The organism is Roseibium sp. AWQ4_290, from assembly GCF_056160985.1.
The window spans coordinates 1-18,208 of record NZ_JBSWYG010000005.1 but is presented as its reverse complement, the minus strand read 5'-3'; the positions used below and the strand labels follow the sequence as shown (position 1 = coordinate 18,208).

18 protein-coding genes and 1 pseudogene are annotated in these 18,208 nt (G+C 57.5%); 2 read left to right on the top strand and 17 right to left on the bottom strand.

The window, feature by feature from the left end; all coding sequences use genetic code 11:
- Window positions 1-51 precede the first annotated feature (51 nt).
- Window positions 52-750 (bottom strand): tRNA (guanosine(37)-N1)-methyltransferase TrmD, encoded by a 699-nt coding sequence (gene trmD, locus ACXAH0_RS06345; RefSeq protein WP_475180734.1) that lies wholly within the window; start codon window positions 748-750, stop codon window positions 52-54.
- Window positions 751-979: 229 nt separating this feature from the next.
- Between trmD and ACXAH0_RS06340 the strand changes: the two genes are divergently transcribed.
- Window positions 980-1,501: a VanZ family protein gene (locus tag ACXAH0_RS06340; protein WP_475189801.1), complete on the top strand. Its 522-nt coding sequence runs from the start codon at window positions 980-982 to the stop codon at window positions 1,499-1,501.
- Here the strand turns inward: ACXAH0_RS06340 and rimM are convergent.
- The 8 genes from rimM to ACXAH0_RS06300 all read right to left on the bottom strand — a co-directional run bounded on the left by rimM (window position 1,447) and on the right by ACXAH0_RS06300 (window position 8,433).
- A complete protein-coding gene (rimM, locus tag ACXAH0_RS06335; RefSeq protein ID WP_475189799.1) occupies window positions 1,447-1,974 on the bottom strand; it encodes a ribosome maturation factor RimM in 528 nt (175 codons plus the stop codon). The genes ACXAH0_RS06340 and rimM overlap by 55 nt on opposite strands.
- Window positions 1,975-2,049: 75 nt before the next feature.
- On the bottom strand, window positions 2,050-2,451 hold the full coding sequence (gene rpsP / locus ACXAH0_RS06330; RefSeq protein ID WP_475180721.1) for a 30S ribosomal protein S16: 402 nt from the start codon (window positions 2,449-2,451) through the stop codon (window positions 2,050-2,052).
- Window positions 2,452-2,468: 17 nt separating this feature from the next.
- The gene (locus tag ACXAH0_RS06325) at window positions 2,469-2,792 is read right to left on the bottom strand and encodes a chorismate mutase (protein ID WP_475189797.1); all 324 of its coding nucleotides are present in this window, start codon (window positions 2,790-2,792) and stop codon (window positions 2,469-2,471) included.
- The gene (ffh, locus tag ACXAH0_RS06320) at window positions 2,789-4,336 is read right to left on the bottom strand and encodes a signal recognition particle protein (RefSeq protein ID WP_475189794.1); all 1,548 of its coding nucleotides are present in this window, start codon (window positions 4,334-4,336) and stop codon (window positions 2,789-2,791) included. The genes ACXAH0_RS06325 and ffh overlap by 4 nt, the downstream gene beginning before the upstream one ends.
- Window positions 4,337-4,615: 279 nt before the next feature.
- Window positions 4,616-5,491 (bottom strand): isocitrate lyase/PEP mutase family protein, encoded by an 876-nt coding sequence (locus ACXAH0_RS06315; protein WP_475189792.1) that lies wholly within the window; start codon window positions 5,489-5,491, stop codon window positions 4,616-4,618.
- A 25-nt stretch (window positions 5,492-5,516) separates the two neighbouring features.
- Complete coding sequence (locus ACXAH0_RS06310) at window positions 5,517-6,791, bottom strand: TRAP transporter large permease (protein ID WP_475189791.1); 1,275 nt, start codon at window positions 6,789-6,791, stop codon at window positions 5,517-5,519.
- Window positions 6,788-7,282, bottom strand: a complete 495-nt coding sequence (locus ACXAH0_RS06305) for a TRAP transporter small permease (protein ID WP_475189789.1) — start codon at window positions 7,280-7,282, stop codon at window positions 6,788-6,790. The genes ACXAH0_RS06310 and ACXAH0_RS06305 overlap by 4 nt, the downstream gene beginning before the upstream one ends.
- 158 nt (window positions 7,283-7,440) lie before the next feature.
- Window positions 7,441-8,433, bottom strand: coding sequence for a TRAP transporter substrate-binding protein (locus ACXAH0_RS06300; protein ID WP_475180699.1), 993 nt, complete (start codon window positions 8,431-8,433; stop codon window positions 7,441-7,443).
- A gap of 258 nt (window positions 8,434-8,691) precedes the next feature.
- Here ACXAH0_RS06300 and ACXAH0_RS06295 point away from each other — a divergent pair, with 258 nt between their 5' ends.
- Window positions 8,692-10,131: a TrkH family potassium uptake protein gene (locus ACXAH0_RS06295; RefSeq protein ID WP_475189787.1), complete on the top strand. Its 1,440-nt coding sequence runs from the start codon at window positions 8,692-8,694 to the stop codon at window positions 10,129-10,131.
- A gap of 243 nt (window positions 10,132-10,374) precedes the next feature.
- Here ACXAH0_RS06295 and ACXAH0_RS06290 read toward each other — a convergent pair whose 3' ends face one another.
- From ACXAH0_RS06290 to ACXAH0_RS06255, 8 genes and pseudogenes are all read right to left on the bottom strand, one after another.
- Window positions 10,375-10,794 carry a hypothetical protein gene (locus ACXAH0_RS06290; protein WP_475189786.1) on the bottom strand — a complete coding sequence of 140 codons (420 nt, stop codon included), beginning with the start codon at window positions 10,792-10,794 and terminating at the stop codon, window positions 10,375-10,377.
- Between the two features lie 105 nt (window positions 10,795-10,899).
- The gene (locus ACXAH0_RS06285) at window positions 10,900-11,688 is read right to left on the bottom strand and encodes an amidohydrolase family protein (protein WP_475190030.1); all 789 of its coding nucleotides are present in this window, start codon (window positions 11,686-11,688) and stop codon (window positions 10,900-10,902) included.
- 234 nt (window positions 11,689-11,922) lie between these two features.
- Window positions 11,923-13,557 carry a GMC oxidoreductase gene (locus tag ACXAH0_RS06280; RefSeq protein ID WP_475189784.1) on the bottom strand — a complete coding sequence of 545 codons (1,635 nt, stop codon included), beginning with the start codon at window positions 13,555-13,557 and terminating at the stop codon, window positions 11,923-11,925.
- 47 nt (window positions 13,558-13,604) lie between these two features.
- Entirely contained in the window at window positions 13,605-14,696 is a 1,092-nt protein-coding gene (locus ACXAH0_RS06275) for an ABC transporter ATP-binding protein (RefSeq protein WP_475189781.1), read from the bottom strand.
- Between the two features lie 4 nt (window positions 14,697-14,700).
- The gene (locus ACXAH0_RS06270) at window positions 14,701-15,570 is read right to left on the bottom strand and encodes a carbohydrate ABC transporter permease (RefSeq protein WP_475189779.1); all 870 of its coding nucleotides are present in this window, start codon (window positions 15,568-15,570) and stop codon (window positions 14,701-14,703) included.
- Complete coding sequence (locus ACXAH0_RS06265; protein WP_475189776.1) at window positions 15,567-16,454, bottom strand: carbohydrate ABC transporter permease; 888 nt, start codon at window positions 16,452-16,454, stop codon at window positions 15,567-15,569. The genes ACXAH0_RS06270 and ACXAH0_RS06265 overlap by 4 nt, the downstream gene beginning before the upstream one ends.
- Before the next feature lie 66 nt (window positions 16,455-16,520).
- Window positions 16,521-17,750, bottom strand: a pseudogene (locus tag ACXAH0_RS06260) (ABC transporter substrate-binding protein).
- Between the two features lie 49 nt (window positions 17,751-17,799).
- On the bottom strand, window positions 17,800-18,111 hold the full coding sequence (locus tag ACXAH0_RS06255; RefSeq protein ID WP_475189775.1) for a hypothetical protein: 312 nt from the start codon (window positions 18,109-18,111) through the stop codon (window positions 17,800-17,802).
- Between the last annotated feature and the right edge of the window lie 97 nt (window positions 18,112-18,208).

Sequence of the window (18,208 nt, the reverse complement as noted above, 5' to 3'; positions counted from 1 at the left end):
CTTGGTATTCCCAAATAAAACCCTATTGGATGATTTTTCAGGGTCAGCCCCCTAGTCATCCTGCAGATAGGCTGTCCATAGATCCGGGCGGCGCTCCCGAGTGAGGCGTTCTGCTTCCTGCTGACGCCATGCATCGATTTTGCCGTGATTTCCCGAGGTCAACACCTGCGGGATGGCACGGCCCTCAAAATCAGCTGGACGGGTATAGTGCGGGTGCTCCAGTAGACCGGTCTCAAAACTCTCCGTATCCGCACTTTCCATATTCCCCATCACCCCGGGGAGCAGCCGGATCACCGCATCCAGAAGCGTGATCGCACCGATTTCACCGCCGGACAGGATGTAATCACCGATCGACACCTCTTCCAGATCCCGCGCCTCGATCACCCGCTGATCAACGCCCTCGAACCGGCCGCAGATGATGACAGCCCCCGGTCCTTCGGCCAATTCGTGGGCGCGCGCCTGGGTCAGCGGCGTGCCCCGCGGGCTCATGAGCAATCTGGGGCGCGGGTCGCCGGCCGGCGCTGCCGCATCGATTGCCTTGGCCAGAATGTCAGCCCTGAGCACCATGCCCGCCCCGCCCCCGGCCGGCGTGTCATCCACACTGCGGTGCTTGTCGGTTGCAAAGTCCCGGATCTGACAGGTTTCGAACTGCCACAACGCCTTTTCCAGCGCCCGTCCCGACAGGCTATGACCCAGAGGTCCTGGAAACATGTCCGGGTAAAGTGTCAGGATGGTTGCTTTGAAAGACATCTGAAGATCTTCTAAAGGTTTACAGCGTAAAAGAGCTGGGGCAGCGGGCTGGAAGTGGTCAACCCCCTTCAGAGAACAGAAAGAGAAGAATCCTCTTCTTTCTCAAAAGAGAACATTAACCCTGAAACTCGAAATCTTTCCCTATCCACCAGTCAATTCCGACATGGCAAGAACTGATTAAGGCTCACCGGTCATTCTGACAAGAGAGTTTTCAATAGGTTGTTCCGCCGTGATCCACTTTCCAGTTCTACGTTTGAAACTTCCGGCTTTCGTCCAAAAACGGGTCGACCAGCATTATCTTGACGTGTCCCTGAGCCGCGTCCTGCCGCTGGCGGTTCTGATGACGTTCGGCATTCTGGTGGGCCTGGTCTTCAACACAGGGGTCGGCCACCCTTATGACAAGGTAATCCATATCGGCTTTTATGCCTTGCTGACCCTGTCTATTCACGCCCTGTTCTGCTGCCGGCTGCGCATTTCTGCCGTGGTTGCCTTCGGCATGGGTGTGGCCGGGGAACTGGCCCAGGGCTTTCTGCCCCACCACGAAATGTCGCTCCCTGACACGGTCGCAAATGGCATCGGCGTGGCGCTGGTTGTCGCCCTGATCGCCTTGTTGCGCTCGGAAGTCACGCAGGCGGTGCGGGACGCAGAGGAAGACCTTAATCTGAACCAGATGGGTCTGGAACCGATCCCGATCCGCTATTTTTCCGGAGACACGCCCTCAGAGGGATCTGGAGCCTCTTCGGAGAAATAATCCTCCGGCAGGTCCACTTTCACCAGCCCTTCGCTCAAGGAAACCTCCGGAACGAAGTCCCGGGTGAACGGAATATAGAAGGTTCTGCCCCGGCTCGGGCGGATCTCCAGAAGATCCCCGGCACCAAAATCCTGAACGGCAACGATCTTGCCGAGCGGTTCTCCAGCCGGATCGACAACCGTCAGACCCGTCAGATCGGAATAATAGAATTCGTCTTCTTCAGGCTCCGGCAACTGATCCCGGCCGATAAAGAGCTCGAGCCCGTTCAATTCTTCAGCCTGGTTCCGGTCGCTCACCCCCTTGAATTTGGTGATGACAACCGTTTTCTGCACCCGCGCCTTCTCAACCTCGAAGCTCCGGGTCCCGTCCTTCGTGGTCAAAACACCATAATCGGCAAAGGAGAGCGGGTCGCCGCCAAACGGCTTGACCCGCACGTCCCCGCGAATGCCATGCGCGGCACCAATCCTGGCCATCAGGACTTTCTGACTGTCCGGTGAACCCATGTCAGGAGCCCTTTTGAAAAGACACGTGCCGCGTCAGCAAGCAGCTTATTCCGCTGCAGCTTCTTCACCGGCCCCTGCATTGGCAGCTTCAGCTGCAGCAGCGGCGGCTTCTTCTTCAGCCTGACGCTTGGCTTCAAGGCGTTCTTTCGCCTTGGCGCCCAGTTCCGCCTTTTTCGGGTTGTTGCGCGGCTCGCGCTTCAACAGGCCAGCTGCATCCAGGAAACGGTGCACGCGGTCGGTCGGCTTGGCGCCGGTGCCGAGCCAGTACTGAACGCGCTCAACGTCCAACTTCACGCGGTCTTCGGAATCCTTCGGCAGCATCGGGTCATAAGAACCGATCTTCTCGATGAAGCGGCCATCGCGCGGCGAGCGGATGTCAGCAACAACAATGCGGTAATACGGGCGTTTCTTGGAACCGCCACGTGCCAGGCGAATTTTCGTAGCCATTTTTAATCTCCAGTTTTTCAGTTGCCGGCTTTGGCGGCAATGGCTTCATGGTGCCGGATCACTTCCCGAACGATTAAGTTCAGAAAGGTCTCGGCAAAGTCAGGATCGAGATTGGCGTCGCTTGCAAGCTGGCGCAGTCTTTCGATCTGAAGTTTTTCCCGCGCCGGATCGGCCGGCGGCAGGTCATTGGTCGCTTTCAAGACACCCACTTTCTGGGTGCATTTGAACCGTTCAGCGAGCATGTGAATAAGCGCCGCATCGATATTGTCGATCGAGGCCCTGAGGACCTTGAGTTCGGCCAAAGCCGCGCTTTCGCCCAGACGGGTCTCCGCATCGCTCATCGTTTTTTCCCTTTGCCCATGCCCGGAAGGCCGGGCAGCTTCGGTCCGCCAAGGCCCGGAAGACCGGGCATGCCGGGCGGCAGACCAGCCCCGCCCAAACCACCGGGCAATCCGCCCGGCAGGCCCTTGGGCAGATCCATGCCCCCCGGCAGCTGGCCGGACTTGGCCATTTCTTCCAGTTGCTTGGGATCGACATCGGGCATACCGCCCCCCAGGCCGCCCATCAGCTTGCCCAGCATGCCTTTGCCCTTGCCCATCTTTTTCATCATGTCCGCCATCTGGCGGTGCATCTTCAAAAGCTTGTTGACCTCGGCCACCTGCACACCGGACCCGGCCGCGATCCGCTTCTTGCGGCTGGCTTTCAAAAGATCCGGCTTCTTGCGCTCGGTCGGGGTCATGGACTGGATGATGGCGATCTGGCGCTTGAACATCTTGTCATCGATATTCGCCGCCTCGATCTGCTTCTTCATCTTGCCCACACCGGGAAGCATGCCCATCATGCCGGACATGCCGCCAAGCTTTTCCATCTGGCGCAGCTGCTCGGCGAGATCTTCCAGGTCGAAGTGACCCTTCTGCATCTTCTTCGCCATCCTGGCGGCCTGTTCCGCGTCGATGGCCTCTGCAGCCTTTTCCACCAGGGAGACGATATCGCCCATGCCGAGAATACGGTCGGCGATCCGCTTGGGGTGGAAGTCTTCCAGAGCGTCGGATTTTTCACCCGTGCCGATCAGCTTCACCGGTTTACCCGTGACCGCCTGCATGGACAGGGCCGCACCGCCGCGGCCATCCCCATCCATACGGGTCAGGACGATACCGCTGATACCGACCCTCTCATCAAAACTCTTGGCCAGATTGACCGCATCCTGACCGGTCAGGGAATCGGCCACCAGCAGGATTTCATGGGGCTCGGCAGCGGTTTTGACCTCCGCCATTTCCACCATCAGCGGCTCGTCGATGTGAATACGGCCCGCCGTATCCAGCAGCACCACATCAAAACCGCCAAGCCTGGCCGCAGACATGGCCCGCTTGGCAATGTCGACCGGCCCCTGCCCTTCAATAATCGGCAGGGTGTCAATATCGTTCTGCTCGCCCAGCACCTTCAGCTGCTCCTGGGCCGCCGGACGGCGGGTGTCGAGCGAGGCCATCAGAACTTTCAGCTTGTCGCGGTGGCTGAGGCGCCGCGCCAGCTTGGCCGTGGTTGTCGTCTTACCGGACCCCTGCAGGCCAACCATCATGATGGCCACCGGCGCCGGGGCATTCAGATCCACCGGCTGGGCTTCGGCCCCCAGCATCTCGACCAGCTGGTCATGGACAATCTTGACGACCATCTGGCCCGGGGTTACGGATTTGACCACCTCGGCCCCGACCGCCCGGTTGCGCACCTTGTCAGTGAAGGACCGCACGATCGGAAGGGCCACGTCCGCCTCGATCAGCGCCCGGCGGATTTCCCGCAGCGCTTCATTGACGTCGTTTTCCGACAGCGCACCACGGCCAGTGAGCTTGTCGAAAATTCCGCTTAGGCGATCGGACAGGCTTTCAAACATCAAAGGGTCCTTAGGTCATCATGTTCGGGAGTACTCCCGAACCATATGGGCGCCCGCGTCTCTGATCCAACCGCTTTGAGACACACAAAGCAGTTTGGCACCCGAGGGCGCATCGCGCTGTCGGGTGGTGACCTCCGGGCGCTCTTTATACCTGTGCGGGTCCCGGTCGGCGGATCAGATTGTCAGTCACTCATATGGAGTTCGCGGGTCTATGCCTGAAACAAGCCCAAGAGTCAAGGAAAGGGACGGTCTTAATCCTCCTGTCCAGCCCCGAACGGCTCACACATCCCGCCTGGACGTCTCATAGCGGGAAGACAGATCATAATACTCATCAAATCCGATCCGCTGGCGCAGCTCGGCGAAGTTCATCAGATCCCCGCCCCTTGGCCGATCGTCTTTCAACTGCTGAAGCGTTGTGACCATGGCCTTCATGGCGCTGGCCATCAGGGTCAGCGGATAGGCGGCAATCGAAAACCCGATGTCCCGCAGCTCGGCATGGGACAGATCCGGCGTCTCCCCGCCTTCAACGATATTGGCCATTTTCGGACCCGGCAGCTCCCGGCACACGGTTTCCATTTCCGCAACCGTCCTGGGCGCTTCGACAAAGAGAATGTCGGCGCCCAGCTCCTTGAAACGCGCGGCCCGGTCGATGGCCTCGGACAGCCCATGTTCGTGGCGGGCGTCGGTGCGGGCCAGGATCAGGATATCAGCGCCCGCGTCCCTGGCATCCTGCGCGGCCTTGATCCGGTCAAACGCTTCCTCCCGGGACACCACCGCCTTTCCGGGCGTGTGCCCGCATCTCTTCGGCGCAACCTGATCCTCGATCATGACGGCGGCGGCCCCGGCCCGGGCAAAGCCTGCCACGGTGCGGCGCACATTCATGGCATTGCCATAGCCCGTGTCCCCATCGCCAATCACCGGCAGGGACACGGCTTCCGTGATATTTGCCAGCTGGTTCAGAACCTCGCCATAGGACATCAGGCCGAGATCCGGCTGGCCAATGCGGGAGGCAGATGTGGCAAAGCCGGACATGAAGGTCAGGCCAAAGCCCGCCTGGTCAATCAACTTGGCCGACAGGGCATCAAAACAGCAAGGCATCACATGCAGCTTATCCTGGGCAAGCAGGGTTCTGAGTTTGTCGGCCTGAGACGGCATGATCACCTCTGAAATCATAAGAAACCTAGAATTTGAAGGGCAGATAGAGCGCCAGATCCGTCCACATATAAAGGATCGCGACCGACAGCAGCATCAGGGCCAGAAAGGGCAGAACTCCACGCGACACATCAGACAGTTTCGCTTTGGCGACCGATTGGATTACGTAAAGATTGAGCCCGACCGGCGGCGTGATCAGCGCACATTCCACCATCACCACCATATAGACCCCGAACCAGACCGGATCGAAGCCCAGCGCCATGGCAGCCGGCAAGAGCACCGGCGTCATGATCAGAACCATCGACAGGGCCTCAAACACCAGCCCCATGATCAGCAGCACCAGGGAAACCACCAGAATAAAGGCCAGGGGGGTGTCGATGTTCTGGCCGATGAACATGGAGATGTCCTGGGGGATCCGGTAGAGCGTGATCGCCTTGCCGAAGACCTTTGCCCCCGCCACGATCAGGAGGATTGCAACAGTTGTGACCATGGAATCATAGGCAGCTTCCTTCAGACCCTGCCAGGTGAGTGTGCGCAGCCCAACCCCGGTGATCACGAGGGCAACGGCAAAACCGATAGCGGCCGCCTCCGTGGGGGTGGCGACGCCCGTATAGATCACACCGATCACAAAACCGGCCAGGATCATGGACGGCAAGGCCCGCAGGGTTGCCCGCAGCCGTTCTTGCCCGCTCGCAGCCGGTTCCGGCTTGTAGCCGCCGAACCAGCGGGCATAGACCATGGCAAAGGCAATGAAAAAGACAATCAGCAGCAGGCCCGGCCCGACCCCGGCCAGAAACAGCGCGATCACCGATTGTTCGGTCACGAAGCCATAGACAATCATCGGAATGGACGGAGGAATGAGAATGCCGAGCGTGCCGCCTGCGGCCAGAAGGCCGTAGACAAAGCGGCGCTCATAGCCACGGCTGATCATTTCGGGAATGGCAACAGTGCCGATGGTGGCCGCTGTCGCGACCGACGAGCCGGAAATCGCGGCGAAGATCCCGCAGGACAGGATGGTGGCGACCGCCAGCCCGCCGGGCCAATGCCCCACCCAGGCATGCACGGCGGCAAACAGATCCCGGCCAACCCCGCCTTTCAGCAGGATGTTGGACATGAGCAGAAACAGCGGCACAGCCAGGAGAATGAACCCGTCCAGGGTAGAGAGAACCGCCTGGGGCGCCATCAAGGGCGAGAACCCGCCAAAAACCAGCAGCGCCAGGCCAAGCCCGCCCAGGGTGAAGGCCACCGGCACCCGGATGAGCAAAAGTGTGAACAGGGCGGCCAGAATCAAAAGCGTGGTCATGAAGACGCTCCTTCATGATCCCGCGCTGTCGGCACACCGGCCAGGAATCCGGCCACGGCCTGCACGGCCAGCAGCGCAAATCCGATGGGAATGGCAAGCTCGGACATCCATGTCGGCAGGTCCAGCATGGACCCGGTGGTCCGCCCCCTGAGGAAAGAGTCCAGAAATATTTCCCAGCCTTTGAAGGCCACAAACCCGCCGAAAAGCGCAATCACGGTCATGGACAGCGCCTGGCACACCCGTTTTGCCCCGGCTCCCAATCGGTCGGTCACGGCATCAACGGCAATATGCTGGTTGGTTTTCAAAAGCCAGGGCATGCCCAGCATGCTGCCCCAGATCAGGCAAAGCTGAGACAGCTCTGCCGCCCAGATAGTGGGGGCCACGAACAGGTACCGGGCCCCGACCTCATAGGTCAGCATACATCCGGCCAGAGCGAACAGGACCGCCGCAACCCAGGCAAGCGCCTGAAGAACAAGATGAAACGCTTTCATCACCGCACCGAAAAATTAAAACCCGGACAGACCTGGAGCCGTGGCGCACGGCACAGGTCAGCGTGGTTCGGGAAAGGGCCAGAGCAGACAGGACACGCTCTGGAAAAGGAAATACGGCCGGCGGAATCCGCCGGCCGGGGGGCAAGAACCCACAGCCCTTAAAGGCCTTTGGCGGCATCCATGACTTTTTTGCCCAGATCGCCAGCCTTTTCGGCGTAGGTATCATAGACCGGCTGGCTCACTGCCTTCCAGGCTTCGATTTCCTCCACCGTCGGCTTGTAGACCGTCATGCCGTTTTCTTCTGCTGCAGCATAGGCCGCCGCTTCAATATCGGACATCCGGTCACGGACATTTGCTTCCGCCTTCAGGGCGGCCGCCTGAATGAGCGCTCGGTGTTCTTCGGGCAAGCCATTCCAGAAGTCGGTGTTCACCACAACAATGAACTCGATATCCGCATGGTTGGTCACGGTGATCGTGTCCATAACCTCCCAGAGCTTTCTGGACCGGACCCCGGACACGCCGGTCATACCGATGTCAACCGTGCCACGCTGATAGGCCAGATATTGCTCCGACCCCGAGATCAGTGTCGGTGCGCCTCCGGCCGCCTTGACGAAGTCTCCCAAAGTCTTGCCGAAAACGCGGACCTTCTTGCCTTTCATATCCTCAGGAGTCTTCAGCGGACCACCATTGGACAGCATGATCGCTCCGCCATAGGCCTGCCACCACAGCACTGTTGATCCGGTATCCTTGATGGCCTCATCCAGCGGGCCACGCACAGGAGAGCCCGGGGCAACAGCCGTGCGCACTTTGGCTTCCGTGTCAAACAGGAACGGCTGATAGAAAATGTCCACGGCCGGAATATCCCCCACATAACGCGTGAGAGAGGCGACCCCCATTTCAATGGCGCCGGAGCCAACGGCTGCGGGCACTTCCTTGTCTTTGTAAAGCTGTGCGGAATCGTAGATTTCAACGGCGATGTCGCCGTTTGACGTCTTTTCGACCTCTTCCTTGAACAGAGCAAGGTTCTGCCCCAGGTGACTCTTCAGCGGCAGCTGCAGAGAAATACGCAAGGTTGTATCAGCAGCGGCGGCAACACCAGTGGTGAGGCCGAGTGCGACAGCAGCGCCCAGAGCCCAGGCAAGTGATTTCATGTTATCCTCCCAAATTTAGGCCGCCACTTTTGCAAAGGACGGCTCAAGCGTCAACACGTGCTGCCTTGATCAGATACGAAAAACGTATTGCCAGCGGAGACTTAGTAGAAAGTGAGCCTTTGCGGAGAGGGCACGGCCTGTAAGAGCGGACGGCACCGTTGCAGCGCAGCGCTTGCATTCTGGCAGCACTCGCAGGTAAAAAAACAGCTCAATTTATCGACTGGCTTGTGACAGGCGACCGTCCCGGATGTTCAATCCATGAATTTTCGCGCCATTGCGTTGCCGATCGGACGTCTGCTCATCCTCATTTCCATGATGATGACCATTCCGGCAATCGTCGACATGGTCTCTTCCGATATCGACTGGCAAGTCTTTCTGGTGTCTTCCCTCTTGCTCGGCACGACGGGTGTGCTGATTATCCTTGCCTTTCGCGGCCAGGAGCCTCCGGGCAAGTTCCGCGAGGCGATTGTCTTCGTCAACGCCGCCTGGTTCGCGTTTTCCTTCGCCGGTGCAGTACCATTCTATTTCAGCGACTTGCAGATCAGCTTTACCGACGCGTTTTTTGAAACCGCCTCCGGCCTGACCACCACGGGGTCCACGGTCTTGACCGGCCTGGACGACATGCCCCCCGGGATTTTGATGTGGCGGGCTTTGCTGCAATGGATCGGCGGCATCGGCGTGGTCGCGATTGGTATCTGGCTTCTGCCGGGCTTGCGCGTCGGCGGCAGCCAGCTGTTTGCGCTGGAAACGTCGGAGACAACAGTGAAGCCCTATGGCCGCAACTGGCCCTTTGTCTACCGGCTGCTAACCCTTTACGGCGGGCTGACCGCTGCCTGCATCACACTCTATCTTCTGTGCGGCATGAGCTTCTTCAATGCAGTTGTCCATGCCATGACGACCGTTTCCACCGGCGGCTTTTCAACATCCGACCAGTCTTTCGGACAGTTTCCGGGAACCGCCGCCTATTGGGTTGCGATCCTGTTCATGCTGCTGTCGAGCTTTCCGTTTCTCTATCTGATCCGCTCTATTGAAGGCTGGCGGTTCGAAAAGGATGTCCAGATCGGCATTCTGCTCCTTCTGGTTCTGTGTGCCTCCTTCGGTGTCTTCTATTTCGAACGTTACATTGTTCACGACTCACCATTTCACATGTTCACGCTGGCAGTCTTCAACGTGGTCTCGGTAGTCAGCACCACCGGATATGCGGCCAATGACTATCTGCAATTCGGCCCTGCCGTAATTGCGATTTTCTTTATGCTGACGTTTTTCGGCGGCTGCAGCGGCTCAACCGCCGGCGGCTTCAAGATGTTCCGGATCGCCATCCTGGTGAACATGATCGTCAATGTTTTTCGCAATCTGGTCCGGCCGCACCGGATCATGCGGCTGCGCTATCAGGGACATCCGGTCTCCAACGGGGTTCTGGAAGGCGTGTTCGTTTTTGCAGTGCTCTATACGGGCACCTATGCAGGCTTTGCCATTATCTATCTGTTCCTTGGCATGGATCTGCAGACCGCCTTGAGCGCGTCCATCACCGCCCTTGCCAATGTAGGCCCCGGGGTTGGAGACACAATCGGCCCGTCCGGAACCTTTCAATCCCTGCCTGACCTCGCCAAATGGCTGCTGGCCATCGAGATGATCCTGGGCCGGCTGGAAATTCTGGCGGGCGTTCTTCTGGTGACGGCGGATTTCTGGCGCGACTGATACCAAGCTCAACACACAAGACCCGATCGGATGGGTTTTTCAGGTGGGCCGGCAAGCGAAGGCGCGCACGCCAGCCTGGTTGGGCCGGGCAAGCGGCGTGACGCAGCCCGGCAGGCCTGAAAAAGCCACCGAAGTCCCCGAGATGAGAGCGTTCAGAAAGGCGCATCTCGCAGGACCCGATTTTGGTTCGGTAGATGGTGGAATGCGAGGTTTTGTTTTCCGGCTAAGAGGGGCAAATTCACACTATTGAACAAGCCCCCCCGGTTGCTCTGCGCGCTTGTGGGTATCTTCAAGCGCAGCTTCCAGGTCAGAGACCCTTTCAAGCAGACGCACGTTTTGAGCGGCAAGAGTAGCAAGTGCTTTTTCCATCTTGGCATTTTGCGCTCTCAATTCCAGCAGCAGATCAGCCGTCCGGCTGGTCTGCTCGCCGATCAAAACCACTTCCGGCCTGAGCCCGGCCGTTTCTTTGGTGAGAGCTCCAATCTGAACGCTGAGGCTTTTGGTACTGTCTTCAACCGCATCATACCGGTTGCCAAGAGGCAGGACGCTGAACTCCCAGACGGCCAACAGGCCAATTCCCACGGAAATCACTCCGCCCACAAGTGCAAAGACCAGCCGGGTCACTGCGGCCCGCGCCCCTACCGACAGAGCCGATTTCACCAAGGAGGGCTTCGGTTTCGCTTCAGGACCTGTTTGTGTTCCGCTCTCCATTTGACCCTCGCATAAAGCGTATCGGCCGCGCGTTAGTACCCACTGTCTTGGGCTCTATCAACGCTCCGATGCTGAAACACAGCCGGTCCAACATCCGTTGACCGCACCGCCTGCCCTGTTCCTTACCGGCCCGGCCTTGACAGAAAGTGAACCAACAACGGCCCAAGCCCCCGTCAAACCCGCTGAATGCCGTCTGTCCAAATCCTTGTGATGTTCGCCTTGGTAGCGCCGTAGAGAATTTTTCCAATAGCCAGACGGGTATGTCGTCCGGGCTAGAGCATCGAATTTCTGACCCGGCTCGAAGGCCCCTGTTTCCAATCCTGCCGCCAAAGCCTCTCCCCGAGTTGCTAGATGGAAAGCCGTAGCTACATCAATCCGGGCAGGTCCTGCACCGCGCTCTGCTGCCGGTTTACGGGGGGCTACGCCACCCTCCAACATCTGCGAGGTCGCAATATTCATTCGTGCCGCCTCCCAAACAGTCCCGATTGGGCCACCAGAGATATTTGTCACGATCCCGGCCCGCAGACCTCGATTCAAAGCTTCCTTTAAGGGGAATATCGCGCCGGCAAAATAAGCATTGGACCAGGGACAATGAGCGATGCCGCCTCCTCTCGTCTGTATCATGTCCATATCGTCGTCCGACAAAGCTTGAATGGAGTCAATGATATGACTCGTGCCAGACCCCGCGCTTTGCGCGGATGTGTCCCGACAATAAGTCGGGACAGGTCTCCGGATGCTCCAGTGCAGAGCCCATATGTAGGAATTGTGGGGCGTGCACACGAAGGTCCACAAGGCCCGGCAGCAGATACCTGCCTTCAGACAAATGACGGGCGTCTTCCGGTGCATGCGTGCCAACTGACAGGATCCGCCCGTCACCGTCCACTGAGGCTGCAGCCTTGGCCTGAAATTCAATCCGGTCTTTGCTTGGCGCAAGAAAGATGTCAGCGACGATTGTCGCATTGGTCAGGCGAGCATTTGTTTCTCTCATTTCCGGTCATTCCATACACTTCGCTTCCCAGCGAGGTGCGTCAATTGCTGCTGACCTTCGGGGGCTGGCCTTGCCTATTGGAGTGTTGGTAATCAGTTGGAGCTTTGCGCCAGATTCCGGCAGGCTCGAACCGTCAGAGCCATGAGCGTAAGTGTGGTGCCCACCGTCCCGGCCGTTGGGAAGGCGGCAGCATCGGTCACTAGAACATTCTGAGCGTCCCAAATCTGGTTCAAATCATTGAGGACAGAGACCTCCGGGGTAGTGCCCATCCGTGCGCCCCCGCTCTCATGGATCGCAGAACCCATAACCATGGTTTTCGGGAACCAAGTGCGAAACAGGAACCGGCTGAACGGATCAACGTCGGGAAAGGCCCCGCGCCCCATTTCAGTCAAGCCCAATGGGGAACCAATAAAGGCAATATCCGCTCCGGCATCTGTAAGCATGGTAGCCGCGAGATCCTGGTGTTGTTGAAGGGCCTGAATATCAGCCTGTCCCATCTTGCATCGGATATGTGGCACCGGGCGTCCCGTTTTGTCCTTGCGGCGCGGATGAAGCGTGACGGTGTTGTTCTTGTCCGGCCGCATGGCCCCGAACCCAAAGAAAGACAGGGACGCCGCGGCCCCGTCCGGGACCACATAACGCCCGATACTTCCCTGGAACATGAAGTCGTTCTTGTCTTGCCCCTCAAATCTGGGAATGAGCAACCCGCCGGACGTATTGTAGAATGGATCTGGCGGTGCGCTTTGATCTACGCCCCAACCGGGACCATCCGGGTATGACCCCATGACCAAAATCGGCAACTGGTCCATGAAATACCTGCCGAGCTGGTCAGTGTTATTGCCCAGGCCGTTCGCATGCTTCGGCCCTTTTGAATTCAGCAACAGGCGTATGGATTCAATTGGCGACCCGCAAACAAGCACATAGCCTGCCTTAGCTTGATGGACCCTTCCGGACACCCGGTCAAACATCTCAACACCGGTCGCAAGCCCCGTAGCCGGATCCGTGTTGATCCGCCTGGCCACCGCATTGTTGCAAATGGTCAGGCGGCCGGTCGCAAGTGCTGCCCTTATAGGAGCCGGCACACGCATTGGATCGGGAGCGATATAGCGCCAGCTGACCAATTTGGTACCGGGCCGCTTTTTCTCAAAACGGGCCTTGAACTCGTCCTCTTGAGGCATCAGCGCAGCAGGGTTCATGCATTGACCGTCTGGCATGGCCTCCACGCCGTCGCGATTGCCATAAAGATCCAGATGCTCTTCAACTTCCGAATAAAAAGGGGCGAGATCTGCGTAAGAAATAGGCCAATCTGCGCCCTCTCCTGTCCGGCTCTTCATCTTGAAGTCGTCATCGGTCCAGCGCAACAAAACTCGGCCAAAACTGTGCAACCGGCCCCCAGTCTGCTGCCCGCGGATCCAGAGATAGGGCGCGTCCCGGTCCGTTGTGTAGGGATCGCGAATATCATTGACGTAGAAATGGCTGAATTGTTCTGAAAAGAAGGCTGCCCGGGACTGCAGCCATTGCCCCCGCATCATCGCCCGGAGCCGTTCCCAGTAATTGATAGTCTTGCCCGAAGCCTTGTGTTTGACCGGATCAAAGTCTTCATCTGAAATTGCCCGACCGGCTTCAAGGAGCAAAACCTCCATGCCTTGTTCGGTCAATTCTTTGGCAGCAAAAGAGCCGGCAGCGCCGGACCCAACGACGATTGCGTCATAGGTCTTGGAAAACACGCAGATACTTCCTTTAGAAAATTCAGAGCCAGGTCACTTGAGGCCGGTTACAGTCGCTTGCCATCAGCACCAAAGAGCGAAACCTTGGAGGGATCCAGACGAACGGCGACTGCGGTATCGGGAGCCAACTCAGCCTCCCCCAGAGCCTTGATTGAGAGACTTTGATCTTGCCAGTCGAACCACAGTATCGTTTCCGGCCCCATAGGCTCTGCAACCGAGATCGTGCCATGAAGCACTGGATCATCCTCAGATAGCGCTGCCTTGTCACAGACGGTCAGATGCTCCGGACGGATGCACAACGTTGCCGGGCCAGAGGCCGGAGATTCAGTGAAGTCATAGGCATGGAGCGCCAAGGTAAGTTCACCCGAGTTAAACACCGCACCATTTTGGTCTGATTGGATTTTGCCTTCGAGCCTGTTGATGGCCGGAGACCCAATAAACCCGGCGACAAACAGGTTGCTGGGTCGATTGTAAACTTCAGACGGGCGGCCAAGCTGCTGAATGACCCCGTCGCGCATGATGGCAATCCGATCTGCAAGTGTCATAGCTTCGACTTGATCATGGGTCACATAAACCATTGTGTTTCCAAGTGCTTGGTGAAGCTTTTTGATCTCGACCCGCAGCTCATTGCGCAGTTTGGCATCCAGGTTCGACAAAGGTTCGTCGAACAGGAATACATCCACATTTCGCATTAGCGCCCGACCGATCGCGACGCGCTGCCGTTGGCCACCAGACAGTTGAGCCGGTTTCCGGTCCAGCAGCGGCTCAAGGTGCAGGAGTTTTGCCGTCTTGGCTGTCAACTCTTCGATTTCTGGTTTCGGATGCCCTGCCACCCGCAAGCCGAAGGAGAGATTTCTGCGCACGCTCATATGCGGATAAAGCGCATAGGACTGAAACACCATGCCAATGCCCCGGTTCTTCGGCTCGGCATCCGTAACATCTTTCCCAGATATCGACAGGCGCCCGCTCGAAACCGGATTAAAGCCCGCGATGGTGTTCAAAAGGGTGGACTTACCGCAACCGGAAGGCCCGAGCAGGACCAGAAACTCCCCCTCAGGAATATCGAGCGACAGCCCATCAATAACGGTGTGATGATCGTAGCGGATCGTCAGCTCGTTCAACGAGATGGAAGATTGCATCGATTTATCCTTTGACTGAGCCAGTCGTGATGCCGCGCACGAACAGACGCCCGGAGAAGAAGAAGATGAAAAGAGGCACAAGAGCGGTCAGGATTGTCGCAGCCATGTTCACATTGTAGGCGCGCTCCCCCATTGTAGAATTGACGATATTGTTCAACTCTACAGTCATTGGAAGGTTGTCCCGGCCAGCAAACACAAGCCCGAAAAGGAAATCATTCCAGATACTTGTAAACTGAATGATCGACGCAACTGCGATCATCGGCATGGAGAGCGGCAGCATGATTTCTGTAAAGATGCGCCAGAATCCTGCCCCTTCAATTCTCGCTGCGCGGGCAAGTTCATCCGGGACCCCGCGATAATAATTCCGGAAGAGCAGCGTTACGAGCGGCAGGCCAAAAACCACATGCACGACCACAATCCCGCCAAGGGAGTTATAGAGGTTTAGCCGCGCGAGAAGGAGGACCATCGGATATAGGAAGATCTGGAAAGGCATCAGGCCGCCAACCATCAAAAGGGCGAACAGAAGGTCCGAACTCTTGCTTCGCCAAAAGGTCAGGGCATAGCCATTCAGTGCGCCAATCAACACTGAAAGCACCACTGAGGGGATTGTGATCTTTACCGAATTCCAGAACCCCGCCTGAATACCTGTGCAATCCCCGCCGATACAAGCACCAGACCAAGCGGTCGACCATGCCGACAGATCAAACCCGAGCGGCAGTGCAAATATCTGCCCCAACCGGATCTCATCCATAGTCTTCAAGGACGTTACAATCATCACGTAGAGCGGCAGAAGAAAATAAAGCGCGGCGAAAAACAGGAAAGCGTAGAGACCAAGGTGTCCAGGGGCAAACGCCCGGCGTGTAGAGAGTTTCACTGGGCACCTCGTAACTGCGCGCGGACGTGAGCCGCATAGCGGAACGGCACCATGATACAGACGACACTCAAGACGAGAATGGTTGCTGCGGCAGCGGCCAACCCGAGGTCCTGACGCTCGAACATGTTGTCGATGATAAATTTAGCTGGCACTTCCGTCGCCCGCCCGGGGCCGCCATTGGTCATTGCAACTATCAGGTCGTAGGTCTTGATAACCCCCATCGCCAACAGCAAACCGGCAGCAGCCAGTTCTGCGGTCAATTGCGGAATGATGATCGAAACATAGGTGCGCCAGACAGGGATACCTTCGATCTGTGCCGCGCGCCATTGCTCCACACTGATGGAGCGCATGCCTGACAAAACGATGATCATGACAAGGCCTGCCCCCTGCCACAGCGCGGCCAGCGCGACCGCGTAAAGTGCGGTGTCCCGGTGCGCGATCCAATCAAAGGTGAAGCTTTCCCAGCCGAAACTTCTGACACTGGCTTGTATTCCACGCGTCGGGTTCATCATCCACTGCCAGACCAATCCGGTCACAACAAAGGACATCGCGTAAGGATAAAGAAAAATTGTCCGCCAAAAATTCTCGAACCGGACCTTTCGGTCCAGGCACGCGGCCAGAAGCGTACCAAGCGCCAGACAGCCAAAGACATAAAGGCAACCGAGGATGGCAATATTCGATAAAGACGCATTCCACTTCTTGTTGGAGAACAGACGGGCATATTGGTCAAACCCGACAAGTGTGTTGGAAGGAAACAACTCTGAGTCGGTAAAAGACAGATAGACGGTCCAGATCATCGTACCGATATAGACCAAGATGACCGCCGCCCAGGTTGGCGACAGTGCCAAAGCGGATGGCCGTCCCCATCTGCCTAGAACGCTCATGCAAGTCTCCTTGAAAAAAGCCGTCCGCTGTAAGTCCAGTGGACGGCCCCCACTGTTAGCCAGCTATCAGTCGAAGATTTCGTAAAATGTCTCTGCAGCCTCGTCGATATCCATCGACGGGGTGTTCCAGAATTCATCGATGAAATCCCCCAAGGCACCGATTACCTTTGGCGCAGCAATGATCGCCAGGTCCGGCGAAATATCCCCGCTCTTCATGTATTTGAGACCTTCCTGCGCACATACATCTAGCGAAGAAGTATCGATGTCGGTACGGACCGGAATAGAGCCTTTCAAAACGCTAAACTTGGCCTGGACGTCCGGGCTCATGACAATTTCAGCCAGCAATTTCTGCGCTGCTTTTTCATTCGGGTCTTCTCTGACCGGGAAGCTGAAGGCATCTGCGATGTAGAGCAGACTGGTGGATTCCGGTGCCAGCGAACAACCATAGTCTGTGCCAGCGGTCATGCCCGCATGCGTGAATTCACCCTTGGCCCAATCGCCTTGGAACACCACGCCGGCCTTACCGGTAATAACCATGGCAACGGCTTCGTTCCAGGCCCGGCCAGTGGACCCTTCGCCAACGTATTTGCGCAGATTTCCAAACAGCTTTAACGCTTTGCGCACGGCGGCCTTGGAAGCATCACTGTCATCTTCATTTACAAAAATATCGGTGAACCCCTTCGGGCCCAGTTCGCTCAGCAGAATGGAGGAAAATACCTTGACTTCCCCCCAAGCCCGGCCATGCTAGGCGATTGGCGTGTAACCGGCAGCTTCCAGCTTTTCCATGTCGGCAAAGAAAGCATCCCAGGTTGCCGGAGTTTCTGTGATGCCGGCTTTCTTGAAGGCTTCGGTGGAATAAAACATCCAATTGCTGCCATGGGCACCGGTTGGTGCCAGATAAGTATCTTCGCCATAGGAAATATAATCTTCCACCAGCTTCGGGATTTTACCGTGCCAGCCCTGAGCGGCCGCCACATCTGAAATCGTATCCAGCACACCCTGATCGACGAACGCCTGGTTTGCGCGGCCAACGACAGCCTGCTTCACCGTCGGTGGATCACCAGCAACAATCCGGTTCTGAAAAGCCGCGTCTGCCGCACCAAAGCCAGCAATAGAGGAGTCGATCCACTCTGCTCCCTTAGCCTCAAAAGCATTCTTGATGACATTCAACGCAGCCACTTCGCCGCCTGAGGTCCAAGAGGTAAGCACTTCAGCCTTTGGCGCTTCCTGTGCCGAAGCGGCTGATGCAGCAATCAACATAGCCGTGCTGACGGTATAGAGAAGGAATTGTTTCATCGAGATTCTCACTGCTGTTCCTGGGGTGATTTTTGAACGAAGTGTCGATTTACGCGGGTGAAAAAAGAGCCTCGAAATAGGCGCGGCCATTCCGAATATCGGTGACCGGGTCGGCGGACGCATCGAGCTCCAGAATGGCCCAGTCCTGAAGATGGTTCCGGCGTTCCAGCAAAGATGTCCAAGCCTGCCAGTCGACAACGCCCTTGCCGAAATCACAAAAATAGTCCTGGTGACGGTCGTGAATACCGTGGTCAATCGGTGTGTCCAGTGGCATGGCACCCGTAGCATCTTTCCAGTGGCACAACGCGATCCGCTCAAAATGGCGTTCGCATAGCTGGACCGGATCAGTGTGGATCGGCATGCAAGATTGACCCCCATCTTGGGGTAATCGGCATGCAAAAGTGACCCCCTGATAATTTTGATCAGAAGCTTCCTCAAAAATGTGAGGGAGCAGTCAG